The following is a 22,578-nucleotide window of genomic DNA, read 5'->3' as shown; positions in this document are numbered from 1 at the left end:
AATCTGGAACTATTTATACCCTACTACATCGTTGCTTGAGCTTTTTTTGACTTTCTCAATATCCTCAAAAGTAGATAATTTTAAAAAGTATAACTATCAACTAAAGTTTCACCCATTTCAATACCTTCGAGTCTTTGTCATAGTGGTATGTCAAGCCATCTTTAGTAGTTATAGACTTACCTTCGCTAGCCTTGTTTCTGATAGTGCTAAGGGAATAGTTTGTTAATGTGTTCATTTCTTGATGAGAGAGCTTTTCAAACGTGCCTATTTCTGGTTTGATTGGGGATTTATTATTGGGTGAATTATCTATTTTAATTTGACCATGACCATTTTCTGGTGAATTAGTAGCAATGGCTTTTTGAAGCTGATAATCCTGCACAGTTACAAGTTGCCAACTAGAATCTTGTGAAAGTTCCAAAACCCATTGATGATAATTAAACAGACTCTCGCGATGTCCAACGCTGATAAAAGTTGTTTTACTTTGTTGTAACTTTTGATATAAACTTTCTTCGTTATTGAAATCTAAAGCACTTGTTGCTTCATCTAATATAGTGAAGCTAGGATGAGTAACTAACAATCGTGCGAAGGCAAGGCGTTGTTGTTCTCCCAATGATAATATATTTTCCCAAGGGAGTTCTGCATCAAAGCCGCCAACTTTTGTCACCACGTTTTGGAGGTTAACTTGTTGCAAAACTTCTTTGAGTTCTGCATCGCTTATTTGACGATTTGTATGAGGATAAAGTAACTGTTCGCGCAAAGTTCCCAAAATTATATAGGGACGTTGCGGCAAAAACAACACATCTTCTAAAGGAGGTCGTAACAGGCGGCCACTTCCTGCATTCCACAAACCTGCGATCGCTCTCAATAGAGAACTTTTACCTCGGCCACTCGGCCCAACAATCAATAAACCTTCTCCTGGCTGAACAGACAGTGATAAATCTTCAACAATCACCTGCTCATAATTTGGCGTTTGTAAGGTGACATGCTCAAAAGCCAGACGGTTTTCTTCGATTGTTTTAATCGTACTCACTTTCTCTGGTTGTTTTTTCACTTCTTCTAAAGCATCTGACAACTGAGATAAACGTTCAACATAACTAGAAAATCTTCCAGAAGCTCCAAATTCACTTATTAATTGTCCTAGAGCATTAGAAAACATGAAACAAGCTAAACTAATTTGGTTAATTTCTCCAAAATCAATTTGATCTTGAATAAATAAAGGTGTAAGTACAAACATCGAAAACACAGTAATAGCAGACTGATATGCTCTGTTAAAAATATCCTGATTTATCTCCCAATTCAACCTATGTTCTGCATTTTTTTCAATATTACTAAATCTACGTTGAATTATATTTGCTTCTTGGTTTTCGCCCTGAAAAAAAGCTATTGATTCTGCATGATTCCGAACATGAGTAAGTGCGTAATTATAGTCAGCTTTCGCTTCAAGTTCTTCTTTATTAATCTTATTTGCTTTTTGATTCAAATAAATAGCAATTAAATTACCTGTGATTGTATAAACAACTAGGATAAGTGCAATCTGTTGAGAAATTGTCCAAATAATTATTAAAAAACTTGTTATTTGCAGGATTTTCTCTAGGAAAGTAGCTGAAAAACTGAGAACATTGCTGGTAATGGGTTCTATTTCTTGAGATAGACGTTGATCTGGATTATCAATATCGGATTTAAAATTGATTTTATAATAAGCACGATTGCTAAAATACTTTTCCAAAGTATGATTATTTAGCCATTTGTACCAATCAAAAGCAATCTTTTTTCTGACGAATTTAGAAGATGCTATCAAAAGCGTTTCCACGACAATTACAAGTATGGAAATCCATAACGTACCAAGATATTTAGAAATATCTTTCTCTTCAATGACGATATTAAGTACATAGCGATTTAAGAAGCTGCCTGAGGCCGTTACGCCCACGAGCGCAATTATTAATAAAATTAAGAGAATAAGCATTCCCCAGGCGCGAATCACATCTGAAAATGCTCTGCCTTCTGGCTCTGTTGGATACCAGTAAGACCCGGCGATCGCTCTGACATCCTGCCAAAATTGGGTAAAAGCCACAAGAGGATTAGTTGAGGATTGATCGCGAAAAACTTGAGCTTGCATGTTCTAAAAAGATAGTGGTTCTTATTTGAGTTGAATAATCGCTTAACTGAATGTCATTCAAATTCAATAATCACTGCGGTGACTTCAATTGTTTTTAGGGTCTGAACCTCTTGACGATCGATAATTTTTCGTGGGCAAAGTTGATTTCTCAGTTTGAGTTTTAGATCCTCTGTAATCGGTAAATCTTTGATTTCTTGGAGAAGAAATTTCACCAATTCGGTTTTGCTACGTTCTGCATAAATGGCCTGAAGAATGGCTTCAATTCCATATCCCGCAATAATATCTTCCACAACGGTTATTAGACCAAGCAAGGCTATAGCTCCGACGATGCCAAACGGCCCTCCTAACATTGTGAGAGTAGCAGCAACGGCGGCAGAACTACCCCCTGATGCAGCCGTTAAAACCACCAGAATTACGCCAGGAAGACCCAGACCAGCCAGTTTTTTCACAACTTCGTCCATTATCATTACCTCAAATACTGACACTTTTGATTAAAACATGATTTCTGCTGAACCAAAGAAAAAAGAGGTGCATCCAATTCCAAAAAAATTGAAAGCTATTTATAACAAAATCCCACTACCAAACATTAAAAGAGGTAGGGGATGTAGACACGTCTGCTTCGGCTATTCTGCGAGTTCTTCAACGGAGTATCCACAGGGTGAGAGAAAGTAAATAGAAAATAATTTTATCGGTGTCCCATCCCCTAATTTTTATTAGTCAGCAGAATTTCAGCGATCGCACCAGAAATCGGGTAGTGTGGTGAATATATCTCCATCCAGAAGAATTCCCCAACTGGATTAACCTCAAGGAATACGTGCCGACCATCGGGTGTAACGATAATATCGATCGCTCCATAGTTTAAGCCAAAATAAGCCATCAGTTGCAGAAGCTTTTTCTCAACATCTTCCGGTAAGTCGTAGGGTTTCCAATTCTTAACTAAGGCTCTCCCTTCTTTGCGCCAATCGTAAGTAGATCCCTCCAAACTCTGAGAATTCACAGCCGCAGTAAATATGCGGTGTCCGACAATAGTCGTCCGCAACTCCAGCGCCTTTGGTACGTTTTCCTGAAACGTCATCGGACAGAAACGCAGTCCTTCAAGATTGTCCAGATCATCATCTGTAATTGGATTGGTGAAAACAACCAGTTCTTCGCCCTGATCGCCATAGATGGCAAAGGAAGAAAGCATTTTTGTGACTATACCTTGCTCGTGACACTCTTGAGCAAATTTCTTCACTGCCTCTGGATTGTTTGAAGTCAGGGTGCGCGGAGTCACAAGGCCAACCTCTCGTGCGACTTGCAACTGTAGTTGTTTATTATTGGTTACATCGACATTGGACATTTTGTCGAAGTGGAATGCTTTCAGGCTGGCAATCATCCCCCTGACAGTGCGGCGAGTTTCTTCAACTGAAGCGTCTCTAAATTGCTTTTCCATCGTGTCAGGAATTTTTGCCCCGTAGCGCATCCGCCGATACCAAACGGAAGACACTTCACTTAAATCTAGCTTCTGTTCACCATCAGTAATAATTACCCGCTCAGAATCACCTTGGTAAATATCCAACTTGACTTCGGTGGGATATCTATCTGTGTCAAAACGAAATGCTTTCTCTCCTTTAGCCTCAATTGCTTTGATTACTAGAGGAATGCTTTCGTTATCTTGGCTGAAAGTAATAATTAATACTGCCATAGAAAATTTTTAACTAAAGTGCTTACTACTATGAGAAGTTCGTAGTAAGCACAAAGCGTGCTTAAGATCAGGACTAAAGTCCTTACTACAAGCCTTCTCTTATTTTCTAGGGAATAAGAGCGTCTGCGATCGCACTTGCAATTGGTAAGTCTAAATCTTTTTCCAGCATTCCCCATTCTCCTATGGGGTTAACTTCCAAAAAGACATATTCTCCTGATGGTGTGAGAATAAAATCTAACGCTCCAAACAACAGCCCAAATTTACCCATAAAGGCTTTGAGACGATGAACTACTTCATCAGGAAGCTGATGGTGAAGCCATGAACCAGTCTCAACACCAGGTTTACGCCAATCAACTTTGGATGCCGTATAAACAGACGCATCTAGCGCCCCGACAAATACATTGCCATTCACATACACTACCCGCAATTCCGATTGCTTAGGAATTTGCTCTTGAAAAACCATTGGACAATAGCGCAGTAACTCAGCATCTTGTAAGTCTTCCTCTTTGACAGCGCTAGTGTAAAGAAAGAACGAGGAGTTAGCTTCCATACTGCGGGAAAGAGCAGTTAATAACTTGCTCACCATTTTGCCGTTGACTTGGTGGAAAAACTCCCGTGCTGATTCAGCTTTGTTGGTGATGACAGTCTGGGGGATGACAAAACCCACCTCAGATGCAACCCGCAGTTGGCGCAGCTTGTTATGTGCAGCATTTATCTGCTCTAGATCGTCTACCCACCTAGCTTCTTTCAGGCTGTCCCAAAAAGCATCTAAGGTTGCTTGTGATTCTCTAATGCAGGCTTCTCGGTACTTTGGAGCCAATTCTTTACTCAATTCTGGCTCCCATATCCGCCGCATCCAAACAGCTTGCACCTGTTCTGTGCTGATAGAGTGCGTGCCATATTCCAGCTTGTGATAGCTTTTGGATTTGTCAAACTGCGCTGTTAATTGCACTTCTAGGGGAAACTTATCAGTGTCGAGGCGAAATGGTTGCGCCCCTTTTTTTGACAAGGCTTCTGCTACTCTATCTATTGTGAAGAAATCACCACTGTGGGTGATTAATAAAACAACGTCACGCGACAGGTGCATAAAAATTTTCTGGTTTTAATTTCAGGAGGTAGATGTTAAGAACTACCTAAAAACGTTGTTTTCCATATCCCCGACTTCTCTAAGAAGTTGGGGATCTAACACTAGAGGCGATCGCCACAATATTATGGATACTTTAATATGAAAGCAATTAAGCTCCAATGAGTAGCTATCAGTTACTTAATAACTGTGATTACTTTAATTTCAGATGAAGCTTACTATATTTAGCGGTCTTCCCAATCTGAAGGATACTTTAAAGTATAAATTGGTGGGGGAGTCTCATTTGGTGGTTGTGGAGGTTTTTCTTCCACTAAGAAGCGGGCAAAGAATGGTAATGCTTGGATATCCAATGTGTTTACTACATTGGTAGACATGCTATTTTCTCCAAAGAAATTTATTTTAACAATTTTATATTTATCACTAATTTAATATAGAAGCAAGGACAGTTAAGACAGTTAACAAATCTTTTTTCAGACAGTTAAGACAGTTAAGAGTCTTATATTACTCTTGACAGAAAAAATAACCCTTTGTACAGATATAATTTTGTCCAAAAAACTGAACAGCCCCAATCTGGTAGCCCTCGAAAGGAACTTTTTGCAGGGAACTCTCCGTAGGGGGTCAACTTAGCGGCTGATAGGTAACTAGTTTATCGCAAAGCCATTTAGTAAAATCTTTCTCTTCAACGATCGCACCGACTAAATAGCGACTAACAAATTATTAAAGGCAGTTACAGCCACCAGTGCAATGATTAATAAATAATATCAGGAGAAATTATGATTTGCGAACATCCGCAATCAATTAAGACAAAATAGATTTTGTCAATTAGTAGTAAGTTGGCGTCAATAATTAAAAGTATGTAGTAAACGCTTACCCTAAGATGAGGTTTAGCAAAGGCTTATTGCCAAAGCTTTACTCTATTTAAAGAGGCGATCGCCTCCATATCCTAGTATCGTAATATTCTTTAAAATGGAAACGATCGCCTTTTGTGGAGTAGTTTTCAGTTATTTGATAACCGTTACTCCTTTAATTTCAGTTGAAGAGCGCTATAATTAACGATCTTCAAAATCGGAAGGATACTTCAAAGTGTTGATAGGAGCAGTATTTGACTGTTCAGCAACTTGCTCTTCCAAGAAACGAGCAAAAAATGGAACGGCTTGGATATCCGATGCTTTTACTGTATTGGTAGACATGCTATTTCCTCCAGGGAAATTTGCGTTAACAATTTTATATTTATCACTAATTTCAGATAGAAGCAAGGACAGTTAAGACAGTTAAAAAATCTTTTTCCGAGAGTTAAGACAGTTAAGGTTTTTATATTCCTCTCGACATAAAAAATTAACCCTTTTTACAGATAGGGTTTTGCCTATTGATATTTTTTTTGATGCTGAGTAGGAGTATTTTGACAATATATAATTTGGAATATTTAGCTTCGATTATTTTGCGACCAAAGTTATAAATAGTGTTAAGACTATAGTCATAGTCCTTGTTATAGCGCGAGCCGATCGGCACTAAAGACAATTACTCACTAGCGATCGCTAGTTCAGCAGACTGAACAGCCCCGATTTGGTAGCTCTCGAAAGGAACTTTTTGCTGGGAACCCTTGGCTGGGGGTGAACTTAGCGGCTGATAGGTAACTAGTTTATAGCGGAGGCGATCGCTTTGTCGCTCATATTGGGAATTGAGTAACCTATTTCCCACTCGGAATTGACTGTAGAGCGTGTCCCCAACCCACCATGCATCAATTAAAGTTCCATCCTTCTCATCAATCACAAAGTGACCAGCACCCCGATCTTTAATAACTAACTCATAATTACGTAGCTGCTTTTTCGCCCCTGCTTCATAAGTAATTTGCCAAGTGTAGCGTAGGGGATTATTAGAGATTGGCTGAATTTTGAGTATCATTGGTACAGTTTTAGACTGCCCTTTTACAGAGCGATTAAACATTGTACCGCTCCATGTGCCTTGCCAATTCTCAGGAAAAGAATTACTTGATGATGAAGCACTTTGCACAGTTTTTACCATCACCAATATCAAAAAAGACATCAGCATCAAAACCAGGAGGCTTCGCTTTAGTATGGGCAAAAATTGTTTCATATAACACTTAGCCACAAATAGAAAATGCTTACTATATAATGATTTTAGCGATTAATATTTGAGATAAGTGCATTTGAATGTAATACACAATAACAAGATACCCGACTTCTTCGAGAAGTCGGGTATCTGAGCTTTGGGATTTTTACAAATAAAATTAAAATCATCATACAAAGTAGGAGCGGCTAAACTCTTACCCATTTCAACACGTTCGGGTCTTTGTCATAGCGGTAGGTAAAGCCATCATTAGTAGTAATAGACTTTCCCAGACTGCCCTTGCTTCTGATAGTGTTAATGCTAGTGTCTGTTAATGTCTGCATTTCCTTATGAGAAAGACCTATGATTGTACCTATCTCTGATGATATTTCTGGTTGACTTTGCGATTTATTATTGGGTAAAACATCTATTGTGATTTCAGTATTTTCAGGGGGAATAATAACAATCTCTTTTGATTTTTGCCGCCGATAATCCTGCACGCGAAGAAGTTGCCAACTGGAATCTTGTGATAGTTCTAAAACCCATTGATGATAATTAAACAAACTTTCTCTATGTCCAACACTAATAAAAGTTGTTTTTGTCTCTTGTAACTGTTGATATAAACTCCCTTCATTTTGCAAATCTAAAGCACTCGTTGCTTCATCTAATATAGTGAATCTAGGATGAGTAACTAGAAGTCGTGCAAATGCAAGGCGTTGTTGTTCTCCCAACGATAAGATATTCTCCCAAGGAACTTCAGTATCAAAGCCATCGACTCGACTCAACAAGTTTTGCAGGTTGACTTGTTGTAAAACTTCTTTCAGTTCTGCGTCGCTCATCTTACGAGTTGTATTCGGGTAGAGTAACTGTTCCCGCAAAGTTCCCAAAATGATATAAGGACGCTGGGGCAAAAACAACACTTCTTCTAACGGAGGTCGTACCAGACGACCAGTCCCCGCATTCCACAAACCAGCGATCGCTCTCAATAAAGAACTTTTACCTCGACCACTGGGGCCAACAATCAATAAACCTTCTCCTGCATTGACAGAAAGTGACAAATCTTCAACAATCACCTGCTCATAGTTGGGTGTTTGTAAGGTGACATTCTCAAAAGCAAGATGATTTTCTTCGATTGTTTTAATAGTACTTACATTCTCTGGTTGTTTAGTAACAAATTCTAACGCATCTGAAAACTCACCCAAACGCTTAACGTAAGTAGAAAATCGTCCAGAAGTTCCAAATTCATTAATTAATTCTGCCAGAGCGTTAGCAAACAGATTGCAAGCTAAACTCGCTTGGCCAACTTGTCCAAAATCAATCTCATCGCTAATCTGTAAAGGCCCAAGTACTATAAATGGAAATATTTGGATAACAGCCTGATATCCTCTGCTAAAAATATCCTTATTTCTCTCCCAATCAATTTTGCGTTTCGCACTTTTTAGGATATTACTAAATCTGCGTTGAATTATATTCGATTCTTGGTTTTCTCCCCGAAAAAAAGCTATTGATTCAGCGTGATTCCGAACATGAGTCAGTGCATAATTATAGTCAGCTTTAAATTCAAGTTCTTCTTGACTAATTTTATTCAATTCTTGAGTTAAGTAAATAGCAATTACATTGCCTACGATCGTATAAGCAATCAAACAAACTGCAACAAATTGGGAAATTGACCAGACAATTATGAGAAAAACTGTCATCTCCAGCCCTTTTTCTAAGAAAGTAGCTGAAAAACTGAGAGCATTTCTGGGAATGGGTTCGATTTCTTGTGCCAGACGTTGATCTGGGTTATCAATATCAGATTTAAAGTTGATTTTATAATAAGCACGCTTGCCAAAATATTTTGCTAATATCTGATTATTTAGCCATTCGTACCAATCAAGAGCAATTTTTTTTCTGACAAATTTAGACAATCCTACTAAGAGTGTTACACAGATCAGGGCAGCGCCATAAACCAATAACGTATCAACAAATTTATTAAAATCTTTCTCTTCAACGATCGCATCGACTAAATAGCGACTTACGAAGCTATTAAAGGCAGTTACAGCTACGAGTGCAATGATTAATAATATCAGGAAAAAGAGCATTGTCCATGCCCGAATCACGTCTGAAAATGCTCTTCCAGATGCCTCTGTGGGATACCAATAAGGCGCTGCAATCGCTTTGATATCCTCCCAAGATTGAGTAAAAGCCGAAGGAGTCTTCGTTATGGTTTTATTATGAATAGTTTTGGATTGCATGTTGTAAAAATCAGTTAAGGCTCTTGAGGCTGACTGAATAACTTTGGTATTTTATTATCTTGCCGAACAAGACAAAAATAAAAATTTAAAAGGCAAAAAAAATATTTAATTCATCTGACTTTTGACTTTTTAATTGGTTCTTTTTACTTTTTTATGTGTATTATTTAAAGACCCCATTTTGCCATAACTCTAATACCTCCTTGGCTGTAAAATAGCGTTCTTGCTCAACAGCAAGAGATTTAATCACTGAACGCATTTTTTCATATTGCTTCCTTGGTTGAGGATTTTGTAGTTGCTTTTCAAATAGATATTGAAAATTACTGACTCCACTCCATTTGCCAAAGAGAACTTCTATGGTGTTGTGAGGGAAAGCAGCATAGCTTTGAGGATCGCAAAACAAAGAATTGACATGGATACCTGATTCGTGGCGTTGAGCAGTTTGAGAATAAGGTGCAGCTGGACGAACTCCCAATTGCTCAATGTAATCAGTCACGGCGGCGAGAGCATCATAGTTAATCCCCTGGACTTCAATTCCGAAGCGGACTCGCAAACCATTTAACACCTGCTCAATGGCAACATTTCCGGCTCGTTCCCCAATCCCGCAAAACGTCCCCGATACTAAACTCGCTCCGGCCATGACGGACTGGAGAGTATTTTCGAGAGCCAAGCCCATATCATTGTGGTAGTGTACCCCGAAAGCTACCCCTGTTGTACTTTGGAGCAGGTCATTAATCCAGACATAACTCTTTTCTGGACTGAGGACTCCGACTGTATCACAGAGCATAAAATGTTCAATATAAGGACTGCATGAGCGGATACATTGCACTAAAAAGTCAAAATCGGCTCTGGAGGCATCTTCGGCTGCAAAGTCTACAGTGAGTCCAGCAACCGTAGTGGCATAACGCAAATTTTCGACAATTAAATCAATGGCGTTTTGGCGAATTCTATTGATTACTTCTGCTGGGATATTATCATCAATAGTTTTTCCTTTAAACTCGCTCAACAGACGGATCTGAGGATCTCTTAGAAACAGTAGTCTATCAGAAAGACCGTAGAAAAGGATGATCCGCTTAACTCCGTACATTTTAGCTTGATCAATGTACTGCTTTCCCATCAAAGTAGAAGCAGTGATCAGACTATCCAATCCCTCTGATACTAATGATTTGACTAGTTCTTCTTCTTGCTCACAAACACGGGGCATGATGGCTAGTCTATCTACTCCCGTTTGAGCAATTAAATGGGCCAGTTTTTGTTTAGTTGGGTAAGGGAAGAAAATGCCTGCTTGTTGTTCTCCATCCCGCAGGGTTTCATCAGAAATTTTAATCGGAAGGGTTTTCATTAGACCTCTTGCAAAATTATTTCAGGGTGAGATAAAGGAGAATTCAGAATACTTTACTCTGCTCCATCTACTATCAAGGTTTGTAATTGTGCAGCTAATAGTTTGACATTGGGTTCATAAAGCATCTGACCGTGGTTTCCAGGTACAGAAATTACCTTTATAGGCTTTTGAGTATAGGCTTGCCATCCCCAATCGGGCAGATTGTAATCAGAAAAAGCTTGAAGTTCTTGCAAAACAATCTCCTGAACTTCTTGAGCGCGGAATAAAACAATGGGGGCAGAAATTAGATGAGTTGGATGATAATTTGCGTAATTAAGAGTTAGCACTTTCATCACTTTCAGATTGGTTTTGAGTAGAGAGATAGTTGAATGTTCCGGGAGGATATTATATCGGTACAAATATTCTGCGGCCAGATCCCACCTGGCTTGGTCATCGCTTTGAGCGGCTAAATCGGAGTATTCCAAACCTAAAGAAACTCCCTTTAAGGCTTCAATCCGTTGAATCGATTGCCAAATCCAATCAATATCCGTTCTATTAGTTAAATACTCAGGCTGAGAAACTAGTCCAGCATCCAAGATAGCTAGTAAACTCACCGTTTCACCTTGCTGTTCCAGTTGAGAAGCCATTTCAAAAGCAACGGCACAACCTGAAGAGTATCCTACTAATATGTATGGACTTTTGGTTTGCTGTTGATGTAATAGCTCAATCATTTGACTCGCATGGGCTGCTACTGATTCCGGGAGTGGGTTAGAGCCATCTCGTCCTGGAGTTTCGAGTCCATACACGGGGCGCTCAGTTCCTAAATTGATTGCTAAATCTCGAAAATAGAAGCTGTGGCCGTTTGCGCCAGGTAGAAAAAATAGAGGGGTTGCTTCTCCTTGAGGTTGAAGTAAAAGTAAATCGGAATTTAACTGTTGAACCTCATAATTACAAAGTTGTTCTGCCAGTTGAGCAATGGTAGGATTCTGAAATAAACTGCTTAAAGAAAGTTGTTGCTCAAACACCTGCTGAATATTATTGAGCAGTTTGATTGCCAATAAAGAATGACCGCCCAAGTCGAAAAAGTTATTATGAATCCCAATCTCTTGACGTTCGAGTACAGCAGACCAAACTTGCGTTAGTTGTTGTTCTAAATCGTTTCGTGGGGCTTCGGATAAGCCTTCCATTACACCATTTGGAAGAGGTAAAGCTTTTCGGTCAATTTTGCCATTGGGAGTTAAAGGTAACTCATTAAGTACGATCATCTGAGCAGGTATCATATAATCGGGCAGACGGGATTTGAGGTGATTTTTCAATTGGGTAGATAAATCAGTAGTGATTCCCGTTAGATAGGCAATTAAACTTTGGTTGTTTTCAGTTTTATATAAGGTGACAATTGCTTCTTTAACTGATGGATGTTGCAACAAAATCGATTCAATTTCACCGAGTTCAATTCTAAAACCCCGTAATTTAATCTGATCGTCAATACGACCTAGATACTCAAGGTTTCCATCAATCCCCCATCTTGCTAAGTCGCCAGTTTTGTAAATTCGCTCAATTTTACTGAATAACTCAACTTCAATGAATTTTTCGGCGGTTAAGTCGGGACGATTGAGATAGCCTCGTGCCAAACCCACTCCAGCGATACATAATTCTCCAGGTATACCAGGCGGTAAGGGTTGATTGTGAGCATCTAAAATGTAAATGCGGATATTAGATAATGGTTGACCAATAGGCGGTTTTTTTCCATTAGGATGACAGAGAGCGATCGCAGCATTAACCGTAGATTCCGTAGGCCCGTAGCAATTAAACAAACGCCGTCCTGTTCCCCACTGTGCCGCCAATTCTGCTGAACAAGCCTCACCACCAACGGTTAGACATTGCAAATCGGGTAAGGTTGCTTGAGGTAAGACAGATAAGGCGGAAGGAGATAAAAACCCGTGGGAAATCTTGTGATCAGTTAAGAAGTCAACTAAGGTTTGACTGGGTAACAAGGTTTCTTTGTTTGCAAGATACAAGCAAGCACCAGTGACGAAGGTAGTCGCAATTTCAGCAACAGACAAATCAAAACTAAAAGAACCAAACTGAAGCAAATGGCTGTCGTGTTTAACTTGAAAAGTTTCAGCCCAGACCAAACTTAAATTGACAATTGCGCGATGCTCAATCATCACCCCCTTGGGTTGTCCCGTCGAACCAGAGGTATAAATTACATAAGCCAAATCATTAGGCGTACTTTGGAGACTGGGATTTTCTGTTAACGCTTCGGTAAAAGTTTCCTCGTCCAAACAAATTATCTGACAGGGATTTTCCAGGTTAGCTAAGGGTAATTTGTCTTTGAGAAAACTTTGGGTTAGCAACACCGATGTCCCAGAATCTTCTAACATGAACCCAATCCGCTCTTTAGGATAATTGGGATCAATTGGTACGTAAGCACTACCTGCTTTTAGAATACCGAGTAAACCAATAATCATTTCCAAAGACCGTTCAACACAGATACCAATTAAAGTGTCTGGCTGAATTTGGTGATTTTGAATAAGATAATGAGCGAGTTGGTTCGCTTTTTGATTGAGTTGCTGATAAGTTAGGCTTTGGGATTCAAATACCAAAGCTAGATTATTAGGGTTTTTCGCAACTTGTTGTTCAAATATCTCAACTAGAGTTTTATCATGAGGATAATCGCTTTCTGTTTGATTCCAGCGTTGTAGTTGCAGAAGTTCGGGCGCTGTCATCAAAGGCAGAGTATTAATAGGTTGCTGAGGGTTATCAACAATTCCCTTCAGCAAAACTTCAAACTGTTCCGCCATCCTTTGTATAGTATTCTTCTCAAAGAGATCGGTGGCGTATTCCCAACTGAGATTTAACTGGTTATCAGATTCTATGACTAGAAGTGCTAGGTCAAATTTAGCAAACGGATAGGTTAATGGGAGCCATTCAATATCTAGTCCTGGTAAACTTAGGTCGGGACTTTCATTATTTTCCAGTGCTAACATTACCTGGAATAAAGGATTATGGCTCATACTACGTTCTGGTTGCAACTGTTCTACCAGATACTCAAAGGGAATGTCTTGATGAGAGTATGCATCTAAACAAGTTTGGCGAGTTTGTTGCAGGAAATCGATAAAGCTTTGTTTAGGCTTGATTTGATTACGCAGTATCAAGGTATTGACAAAAAAGCCGATTAACCCTTCCGTGTGGCTGTGAGTGCGGTTAGCGATCGGAGAACCAATACATAAGTCTTCTTGGCGACTGTAACGAGAAAGCAGAATACTGAAAGCCGCCAACAAAATCATAAACAAACTTGCCCCTTGCTGTTGACTTAAAGTTTTAATGGCAAGAGTTAAGTCAGGTGAGAGGGAATAGCGATCGCGATCGCCTCGATAGCTTTGCAATGCTGGACGGGGATAATCGGTTGGTAACTCCAATAATGGGGGAGCATCTTTGAGTTGATTTTTCCAGTAGTCGATCTGAGTTTCTAATACTTCCCCTTGTAACCAATTTCGTTGCCAGTTTGCGTAGTCGCTGTATTGAATGGGTAAGGGAGGCAGGTTTGGGGTTTGACCTTGGGCAAAAGCGGTATAAACTTGTCGCAACTCACGGACAAACACCCCCATCGACCAGCCATCACTAATAATATGGTGCATATTGATGAGCAACACATATTTATGCTCCTTCAATTGCAGCAGTTTTGCTTTAAACAAAGGCCCAGTATTTAAGTCAAACGGTTCTTGAACATGAGCATCAATCAAACGCTGGATATTTGGGGAGTCGGAAATCGCTATTGGTAAAACTCTTTCCCAGTCCCCAATCCCCAGTCCCCAGTCCCTTAAAACTTCGATGTCGTCTAAATTTGCGATCGCAACTTCAGGTTGTCCCGCCACTGTGGGAAAATACATCCTCAGACTGTCATGCCGATTAAGCAGATAAGCCAAACTAGAATGCAGAGCATCAATATTGAGCTTTCCATCCAGTTGCAAAGCCATCGGCATATTGTAACTAGCTGATGGCCCTTGAAGTTGCGCTAACAGCCAGAGGCGTTGTTGAGCAAAGGAAAGGGGCTTCGGGGCATCATCTGATAAGGTCGGAATTTCCTCTGCTATGACATTTGTGGCTTTGACAGAATTTAAGAATGCTAATATGTCTGCTTTATGGGCTTGAATTTCCTGCTTTAGTTCAGAGGTTAAGGCGTTTTTGGTTGTACGAATTCGTAACTTATCATCTTCAGCCCAAATTCGACATCCCATGTTTTGCAAACGCAGCATTAAAGAAACTACTTGCTGATTTTGTGTCATGGTCATAGTTCAATTTCCTCTTCGTCTGAGTTGAGAGGCTGCATATTTTCGTCAGTGGAATTAACCCAAATGCAGGTATCGAGATAATTCGCTAATTCAGTGAGGGTGGGAAATTCAAATATCTTCCGCAGGGGCAATTCCACTTTGAATTTATCACGGATGCGGGCAATTAATTGGGTTGCTAATAATGAATGTCCTCCCAAGTTGAAGAAGTTGTCATGACGGGCGATAGCTTCATATTTAAGCAGCTTCACCCACAATTCGGCAAGCAGTTTTTCTGTCGAGGTTACAGGCAATTCAATGTCTGTTGATAAAACGGTTGCATTTGGTGCAGGTAAAGCTTTACGGTCTACTTTTCCATTCGGTGTGAGCGGCAGTTTTTCTAAGACAGTGAAATGGCTAGGAATCATATAATCAGGCAGAGTTTTTCCGATAAATTCCCGCCATTCGGCGAATATTGTTGGATCAACTTGATTGGTGCGATATTGTAACGGTTGATTTGCATAATGTTGCCAAGGTTTCAGCCGCAAATTATCCTCGTGATTAAATCGTGTTAGTGTCGTCTGTCCAGGTATATTCCGTTGAAAAACAATATCGTAATTAGAAAATCCTGTGGAACTATATTGGATAAAAGGTCTATAGGGTAAATCTGGCGCTAAAGTTCGGAAGGCTTCGGGTTCTAGCCCCAATTTGGCTTGGGCAACTGCTGCTTTTAAATCTGAAACAGCACCATCTAATTGGGCGATTTCTTCTAACAGCGCTATTTCAGAAGTTAGACGCGCATTCGGAATATTCTTAATACATAACAAATCTGGTTGCTGAGTTGTTAAAATTCGCTCGATTGTTTCTAAATTAAGTTGCTCAGTTTGCCAATCTAACCATTGTGATTCTGCGATTAGGGTATCTGTCTGATCTAAGTGTAAAATAACGTCATAACGAAAACGGCTCATTTCCGTTTGAGCATAACCCTGTTTCAATTGGATTTCTACATGACTAATCCGAGGAAATCTTTGTTTTAAAGCGATAAATAAATTAGGATCAATCAGTAATTCACCTTCGTTGCGAATACTTTTTTGAATCCGTTGATGCAAGTCTTTAATTGATAACTCATCGGGGGCATGATAAAACTCGACTGCGGTGTGGAAAGCTTCTAACAAATGGAGATTTCGCACATCGCCAATAAAGATTGATCCCTGAGTTTTTACAGCTTTGATAGCTCTCTCTAACACTGACAAAAAGTAATCCAGAGAGGGAAAATACTGGATGACAGAATTTATGATTACCAAGTCATAAGCATTTGTCTCTATGCCATCAAATTGGTTAGCTGCATTGGTTTTTAAAGTAACTCTGTCGTTGAGAGACTGCTGTTTTAGATGTTGTTCAATATACTGCAATGCTTCCGGTGAAAAATCTGTACCCAGATAATGCTGACAATGGGGCGCAATTTTAAACAATAACATTCCTGTCCCACAACCAATTTCCCAAATCCGTTTGGGTTCAAATTCCAGAATTTGGGCAACTGTTGTATCTCGCCATTCCTGCATCGCCGCTTGGGGAATTGGTTCTCCTGTGTAGCTATCATTCCACCCGGCTAGATTGAGAGTTGGGTCATCGGTTGGGATTTGTTGCTGAGAGTAGCTGTTATTAAAAACTTGTTCCCACAATTCTACCTGTTCACCTTGGTTTGTGCGCTCATCTGTCGTTGTTGGGACGATATAAGCTACCAGACGTTGATCGAGATCAGTTTCTTCCCGAACAATGACGACTGCTTCCTGAATTTTTGGGTGTTTGAGTAAAGATGCCTCAATTTCACCCAATTCAATCCGAAAACCTCGAAGTTTGACCTGATGATCAATGCGTCCTAAATATTGTAAATTGCCGTCAGGTAGCCAACGGGCTAAATCACCAGTTTTATAAATCCGCTCAGTTTGGTTGAACAGTTTAATGTCAATGAATTTTTCAGCACTCAGATCGGGACGATTCAAATAACCCTGTGCTAAACCCGCACCTGCAATGCAGAGTTCCCCTGGTATTGCTGGGGGAAGGGGTTGGTTGTAGCTGTCTAGAATGTAAATGCGGGTATTAGCGATCGCCTTTCCAATAGTTGGTTCATGCTGGGCATTTTTGGCAACTTTGGTAAAAGTCGAGTAAGTTGTGTCTTCAGAAGGGCCATAGAGGTTATAAACCCCTGTCACTGATGTGGTTTGATATAAAGCCTGTACTAGACGATTTTTTAATGGTTCGCCAGCTAAGTTGATGATTTGAACACTTGCCGGTATAACATTCATATTGAGTAGTTCTACAGCAGCACTCGGTACAGTATTAACCAATGTCATCGGTACAATACTGTTGCGTGCTTGCTCAATGTAGAGTGCATTTTCCACCACAATCACACTACCACCTTGAGTCAGAGGGACAAAAATTTCAAAAACGGAGAGATCGAAACAAATTGAGGTTGATGCTAAGACACCTGCAAGCTGTTCTGCACTGTAGATTGAATGTGCCCATTTTATCAGAGCTACTGGGCTAGATTGGGCAATGGCAACACCTTTAGGTCGCCCTGTGGAACCAGAAGTATAAATTATATAAGCCAAATCATCAGGGCTACTTTGCAGATTGGGATTATTTGTTAGCTGATTGACCCATGTTTCTGGCTCCAGAAATACTACTTGACAGGGATTTTTTAGTTTTTCTAGGGGAAGTTGCTTTTTGATAGGGTTTGTTGTTAGTAATACACAAGCATTACTATCTTCGAGCATTAAATAAATGCGTTCTTGGGGATAACTCGGATCAATTGGTACATAAGCTCCACCTGCTTTGAGGATAGCAAATATACCGATGAGCATTGATAGCGATCGCTCCACACAAATCGCGATCAAGGGATTATCAGGTAATTGTTGCTCTTTTTTGAGTTCCAACAAATAATGCGCTAGCTGATTGGCTTTTTGGTTGAGTTCTTGATAACTCAGGCTTTTGTCTTCAAACACCACCGCAATGTTATCAGGCGTTTGTGCTACCTGTTCTTCAAACAGACTCACCAAAGTCTGATTTTTGAGATAATTGATATTAGTTTGATTCCAAACTTGCAGTTGTTGAATTTCTGCTGTTGTGATTAAGGGGAGCGTACTGATGGGCTGTTGGGAATTTTGGATAATTGCTTCCAGCAAGATTTCAAAGTGTCCCGCCATGCGTTGAATCGTTTCTGCTTCAAATAAATCTGTGGCATATTCCCACATACAATGCAGTTGGTCGCCCCTTTCGCAAAAATCCAGTGTTAGGTCAAACTTGGCAAATGGGAGACTTTGCTCTAAATATTGAATATCAATCCCTGGTAAACTAACATTTTTCCCCGCTTCTTGAGTATTTTGCAACACCATCATCACTTGGAATAAGGGATTATGGCTCAGACTGCGTTCTGGTTGTAACTGTTCTACCAAATACTCAAAGGGAATATCTTGATGAGCGTAGGCATCTAGGCAAGTTTGACGGGTTTGTTGGAGTAACTCGCTAAAACTTTGTTCTGGCTTGATTTTACTCCGCAACACTAAAGTATTGACAAAAAAACCGATTAGTGATTCTGTATTGCTATGGGTGCGGTTAGCGATCGCAGAACCAATACATAAATCCTCTTGACGGCTGTAACGAGATAGTAAAATACTAAAAGCCGTCAACAGAGTCATAAACAAACTAACCCCGTGTTGTTGACTAATAGCTTTGAGTTTCTGAGTCAGTTCATGGCTCAAACGATATTCCTCACGCCCACCTTGGTAACTTTGTTGCGCTGGACGGGGATGATCGGTAGGCAAATCCAGGAATCGGGGAGCATCGCCTAGTTGTCGTTTCCAGTAATTTTCCTGAGTTTCTAAAATCTCCCCTTGTAACCAACTGCGCTGCCAAGCTGCATAATCACTATACTGAATTGGCAACGGGGGCAAATTTGGAGCATATCCCGCAGCAAAAGCAGCAAAAGCCTGTTCCCATTCGCGCTTAAACACCCCCATTGACCAGCCATCACTAATAATGTGGTGCATATTAATCAGCAGGACATTTTTCTGTTCGCTAAGTTGCAGCAGTTTCGCTTTGAACAGGGGGCCTGTATTTAAGTCAAAGGGTTCTTGGGCATGAGTATTGGCTAACTGTTGTCCAGTTTCCGCTTGAGTCTGGGGATCGAGCGAACGCAGATTTACGATCGCCAGTACTTCTATATCCTCTAGATTTTGAACGATTACTTGCGCCTCTCCTACTAGTGCGGGGAAATAAGTACGGAGAATGGCATGGCGATCGAGGAGATAATCAAAACTTGCACGCAACGCTTCTATATTCAACTTGCCGTCAAGTTGCAAGGCCGTTGACATATTGTAAGTAGCCGAGGTTCCAGTACCTTCAAGTTGGTCTAAAAACCAGAGTCTTGATTGGGCAAAAGATAGAGTTTTAGGAGCATTTTCAGGTTGTGGTGCGATCGCAGGTAAAGCCATCGCGCCAGCCGCTTGATCAATTTCTGTTGCCAACTCAGATAAAACGCTCTGCTCAAATACCTTGCGGACAGCCATTTCTACCTTAAAAGTGTCACGAATCCGGGCAACCAGTTGAGTTGCTAACAGGGAATGTCCACCCAATTCAAAGAAGTTATCTCGGCGACCAACAGACTTAGCTTTCAGGAGAGTTTGCCATAAGGTAGCCAGCAGTTCTTCAGTTGGTGTAACTGGCATTTCAAAATCAGTAGAAGTGGCTGTATCTGGTGCTGGTAATGCTCTGCGATCTAGCTTCCCGTTAGGGGTAAGGGGCAACTGATCCAATACCATAATCTGGCTAGGAACCATATAATTCGGCAGGCGAATTTTCAGGTAGTCTTTGAGTTGACCACCTAAATTGATAGATTTTTCTGTCGCCGTGAGATATGCTACTAACTTGGGATTATTATCAGTTTCATCTAAAATAACAACCGCTTCTTTAACTAAAGGGTGTTGTAATAATAGCGATTCAATTTCACCTAGCTCAACCCGAAAGCCCCGTAATTTAACTTGAGCATCAATGCGACCTAGATACTCAAGATTGCCATCATAGTTCCATCTTGCTAAGTCGCCAGTTTTGTAAATTCGCTCAGTTTTGGCGAATAATTTAACTTCAATAAATTTGTCCGCGGTTAAATCGGGACGGTTGAGATAGCCTCGTGCTAAACCGACTCCCGCGATACACAATTCCCCAGGAATGCCAGGTGGTAACGGTTGATTGTGAGCATCTAAAATGTAAATGCGGATATTAGATAACGGTTGACCGATAGAGGGTTTTTTCCCATTCGGTTTACAACTAGATATACTGGCGATAACCGTCGATTCCGTCGGGCCATAGCAGTTGAAAAAACGTCGTTTTGCTCCCCACTCTGCCACCAATTCTGCTGAACAAGCTTCACCACCAACGATTACAGCTTGCAAATCAGGTAATGAGGCTTGAGGTAATACAGATAAAGCCGAAGGAGATAACGTGAAATGGGAAATTTTGCGATCGCACAACAAGTCAACTAAAGTTTGACTTGGTAACAAAGTTTCTTTATTGGCCAGATACAAACAAGCACCTGCGGACAAAGCAGTGGCAATTTCACCAATAGATAAATCGAAACTAAAAGAACCAAACTGAAGCCAACGGCTGTGGTGTTTAACTTGAAAAGTTTCAGCCCAAGCTAAACTTAAGTTGACAATTGCACGATGCTCAATCATCACTCCTTTGGGTCGTCCTGTCGAACCAGAGGTATAAATTATATAAGCTAAATTATCAACAGTACTTTGAGGATGAGGATTATCTATTAATTCTTCGGCAAAAGTTTCCTCATCCAAACAAATGATCTGGTGTTTCAGTTTAGCTAAGGGTAATTGGTTTAATAGAAAACTTTGGGTCAGCAATACCGAGATCCCAGAATCTTCTAGCATGAACTCAATCCGTTCTTTGGGATAATTGGGGTCAATCGGCACATAAGCCCCACCCGCTTTGAGGATACCGAGTACACCAATAATCATTTCTAAAGATCGTTCAACGCAGATACCAATTAAAGTGTCTGGCTGGATTTGGTGATTTTGAATTAAATAATGAGCTAGTTGGTTCGCTTTTTGATTCAGTTGTTGGTAAGTTAGGCTTTGGGATTCAAACACCAAAGCGAGATTATTCGGGTTTTTGGCAACTTGAGTTTCAAACAGTTCCACCAAAGTTTGATTGAGGGGATAATCAGTTTGAGTTTGATTCCAGTTTTGGAGTTGCTGACGTTCGTCCTCTGTGATTAATGTCAGAGTATTAATCTTTTGTTGAGGGTTATCAACAATTTCCTTAATTAAAACTGCAAAATGTTCCGCCATCTTTTGGATAGTTTTGGCTGCAAACAAATCTGTCGCATATTCCCATTCTCCTGTCAATCCTTGAGGAGTTTCTCGGAAAATCAACGACAAATCAAATAGAGTCGTCGTGTTTTCCCACGTGAAACGGGTAAGGGTTAATCCATTGATTTCTAGTTGTTGCTGGGTTTCATTTTGCAAACCAAACGCCACTTGAAATAGGGGATGATGAGAAAGCGATCGCTCTAATCCCAATTCATCAACTAGTTTCTCAAAGGGTAAATCTTGATGGTCATAAGCATCTAGGGTTACTTGCTTGACTCGTTCAAGTAATTCTAAGAAAGTTGGATTTCCTTGCAGATTGGTGCGTAATGCTAAGGTATTGACAAAAAAGCCAATTAATGTTTCAGTTTCACGACGATTGCGATTAGCGATCGCAGAACCAATAATAATATCCTCTTGACCACTGTAGCGCGAAAGTAAGAGCGTAAATACCGTCAGCAAAGTCATAAACAGAGTTGTTCCTGACTCTTGACTCAAACGCTTCAACTTCTGTGTTAAATCCTGATTGAGTTCCAAAAACTCGCTACGCCCTCTGAAACTTTGAACCGAAGGGCGGGTTTTATCTGTGGGCAATTCTAATAGAGGCGGGACTGCGGCTAATTGTTTTTGCCAGTAATTAAGTTGGGTTTCGAGTACCTTTCCCTGTAGCCATTGTCTTTGCCAGTGGGCGAAATCGGCATATTGCAGGGCTAATTCAGTTAAAGGAGAAGATTTTCTGGCGCAAAATGCGGTATAGAGGCTGAACAATTCACGGCGGAATATGTCCATTGACCAGCCATCGCAAACGATATGATGGATGACGAGCAACAAAAGATAAGATTGGTCACTCAGTTGCAACAATTTTACCCGCAGCAAAGGTGGGTTTGATAAGTCAAAGGGCTGTTGCAATTCTTCTGTCGCTAACTGCGTGGCTTTGCTTAACTGGTTTTCTTCAGTCAATTGTCGCCAATCTCGTACTTGCATTGTCAGTTGCGGATGAGCGTGAATCACCTGTATCGGCGACTCATCGACAACACAAAAGCTAGTACGTAAGACTTCATGACGTTGAACAATTTCTGTAATAGCTTGTTCTAAAGCACTTATATTCAGAAATCCGTTAATCTGCCAGAAAAAGGGGACGTTGTAGACACAATTTTCGCCTTCTAGTTGGTCGAGAAACCACAATCTTTGTTGGGCAAAGGAGAGGGGAAGAGATTGTTCTCTTGATACCAATGTTAGGGGTGGAGTTAGCTTGCCATTATGTTGTGGAGATTGCTGTTGCTTTTTAAGTTTTTGTAGGACTAATTCTCGCTTTTCTGGAGAAAGGGCTTCTAGACGTTTTAGTATATCGCTCATAATAATTCGTAATTCGTAATTAAAAACACTTATCGTGACCCTTTGGATGAGAATTAAAATTATTT

Annotated in this window: 11 protein-coding genes; all 11 read right to left on the bottom strand. The window is 40.3% G+C overall.

What is annotated here, in order from left to right; genetic code table 11:
- Positions 1 to 100 precede the first annotated feature (100 nt).
- Positions 101 to 2,116 (bottom strand): ATP-binding cassette domain-containing protein, encoded by a 2,016-nt coding sequence (locus HWQ44_RS16520; protein WP_292720482.1) that lies wholly within the window; start codon positions 2,114 to 2,116, stop codon positions 101 to 103.
- A gap of 53 nt (positions 2,117 to 2,169) precedes the next feature.
- Complete coding sequence (locus HWQ44_RS16515) at positions 2,170 to 2,577, bottom strand: hypothetical protein (RefSeq protein WP_292720480.1); 408 nt, start codon at positions 2,575 to 2,577, stop codon at positions 2,170 to 2,172.
- Positions 2,578 to 2,819: 242 nt separating this feature from the next.
- Positions 2,820 to 3,800 carry an MvdD family ATP-grasp ribosomal peptide maturase gene (locus HWQ44_RS16510; protein WP_292720478.1) on the bottom strand — a complete coding sequence of 327 codons (981 nt, stop codon included), beginning with the start codon at positions 3,798 to 3,800 and terminating at the stop codon, positions 2,820 to 2,822.
- A gap of 106 nt (positions 3,801 to 3,906) precedes the next feature.
- A complete protein-coding gene (locus HWQ44_RS16505; RefSeq protein WP_292720477.1) occupies positions 3,907 to 4,887 on the bottom strand; it encodes an MvdC family ATP-grasp ribosomal peptide maturase in 981 nt (326 codons plus the stop codon).
- Positions 4,888 to 5,108: 221 nt separating this feature from the next.
- Complete coding sequence (locus tag HWQ44_RS16500) at positions 5,109 to 5,258, bottom strand: microviridin/marinostatin family tricyclic proteinase inhibitor (RefSeq protein ID WP_292720473.1); 150 nt, start codon at positions 5,256 to 5,258, stop codon at positions 5,109 to 5,111.
- A 675-nt stretch (positions 5,259 to 5,933) separates the two neighbouring features.
- On the bottom strand, positions 5,934 to 6,074 hold the full coding sequence (locus HWQ44_RS16495) for a microviridin/marinostatin family tricyclic proteinase inhibitor (protein WP_292720470.1): 141 nt from the start codon (positions 6,072 to 6,074) through the stop codon (positions 5,934 to 5,936).
- Positions 6,075 to 6,402: 328 nt separating this feature from the next.
- A complete protein-coding gene (locus tag HWQ44_RS16490; protein WP_292720467.1) occupies positions 6,403 to 6,927 on the bottom strand; it encodes a hypothetical protein in 525 nt (174 codons plus the stop codon).
- A gap of 233 nt (positions 6,928 to 7,160) precedes the next feature.
- Positions 7,161 to 9,188 (bottom strand): ATP-binding cassette domain-containing protein, encoded by a 2,028-nt coding sequence (locus HWQ44_RS16485; RefSeq protein WP_292720464.1) that lies wholly within the window; start codon positions 9,186 to 9,188, stop codon positions 7,161 to 7,163.
- Positions 9,189 to 9,348: 160 nt separating this feature from the next.
- The gene (locus tag HWQ44_RS16480; RefSeq protein ID WP_292720461.1) at positions 9,349 to 10,527 is read right to left on the bottom strand and encodes a 2-isopropylmalate synthase; all 1,179 of its coding nucleotides are present in this window, start codon (positions 10,525 to 10,527) and stop codon (positions 9,349 to 9,351) included.
- 53 nt (positions 10,528 to 10,580) lie between these two features.
- Positions 10,581 to 14,801, bottom strand: coding sequence for an amino acid adenylation domain-containing protein (locus tag HWQ44_RS16475; RefSeq protein ID WP_292720458.1), 4,221 nt, complete (start codon positions 14,799 to 14,801; stop codon positions 10,581 to 10,583).
- Positions 14,798 to 22,513 (bottom strand): non-ribosomal peptide synthetase, encoded by a 7,716-nt coding sequence (locus HWQ44_RS16470; protein ID WP_292720455.1) that lies wholly within the window; start codon positions 22,511 to 22,513, stop codon positions 14,798 to 14,800. Before HWQ44_RS16470 ends, HWQ44_RS16475 begins: the two co-directional genes overlap by 4 nt.
- Positions 22,514 to 22,578: the final 65 nt, after the last annotated feature.

The organism is Nostoc sp. JL34 (assembly GCF_017114945.1).
Taxonomy (GTDB): Bacteria; Cyanobacteriota; Cyanobacteriia; order Cyanobacteriales; family Nostocaceae; genus Nostoc.
The sequence above is the reverse complement of the archived record's forward strand: the minus strand, read 5'-3'. Positions and strand labels throughout refer to the sequence as shown.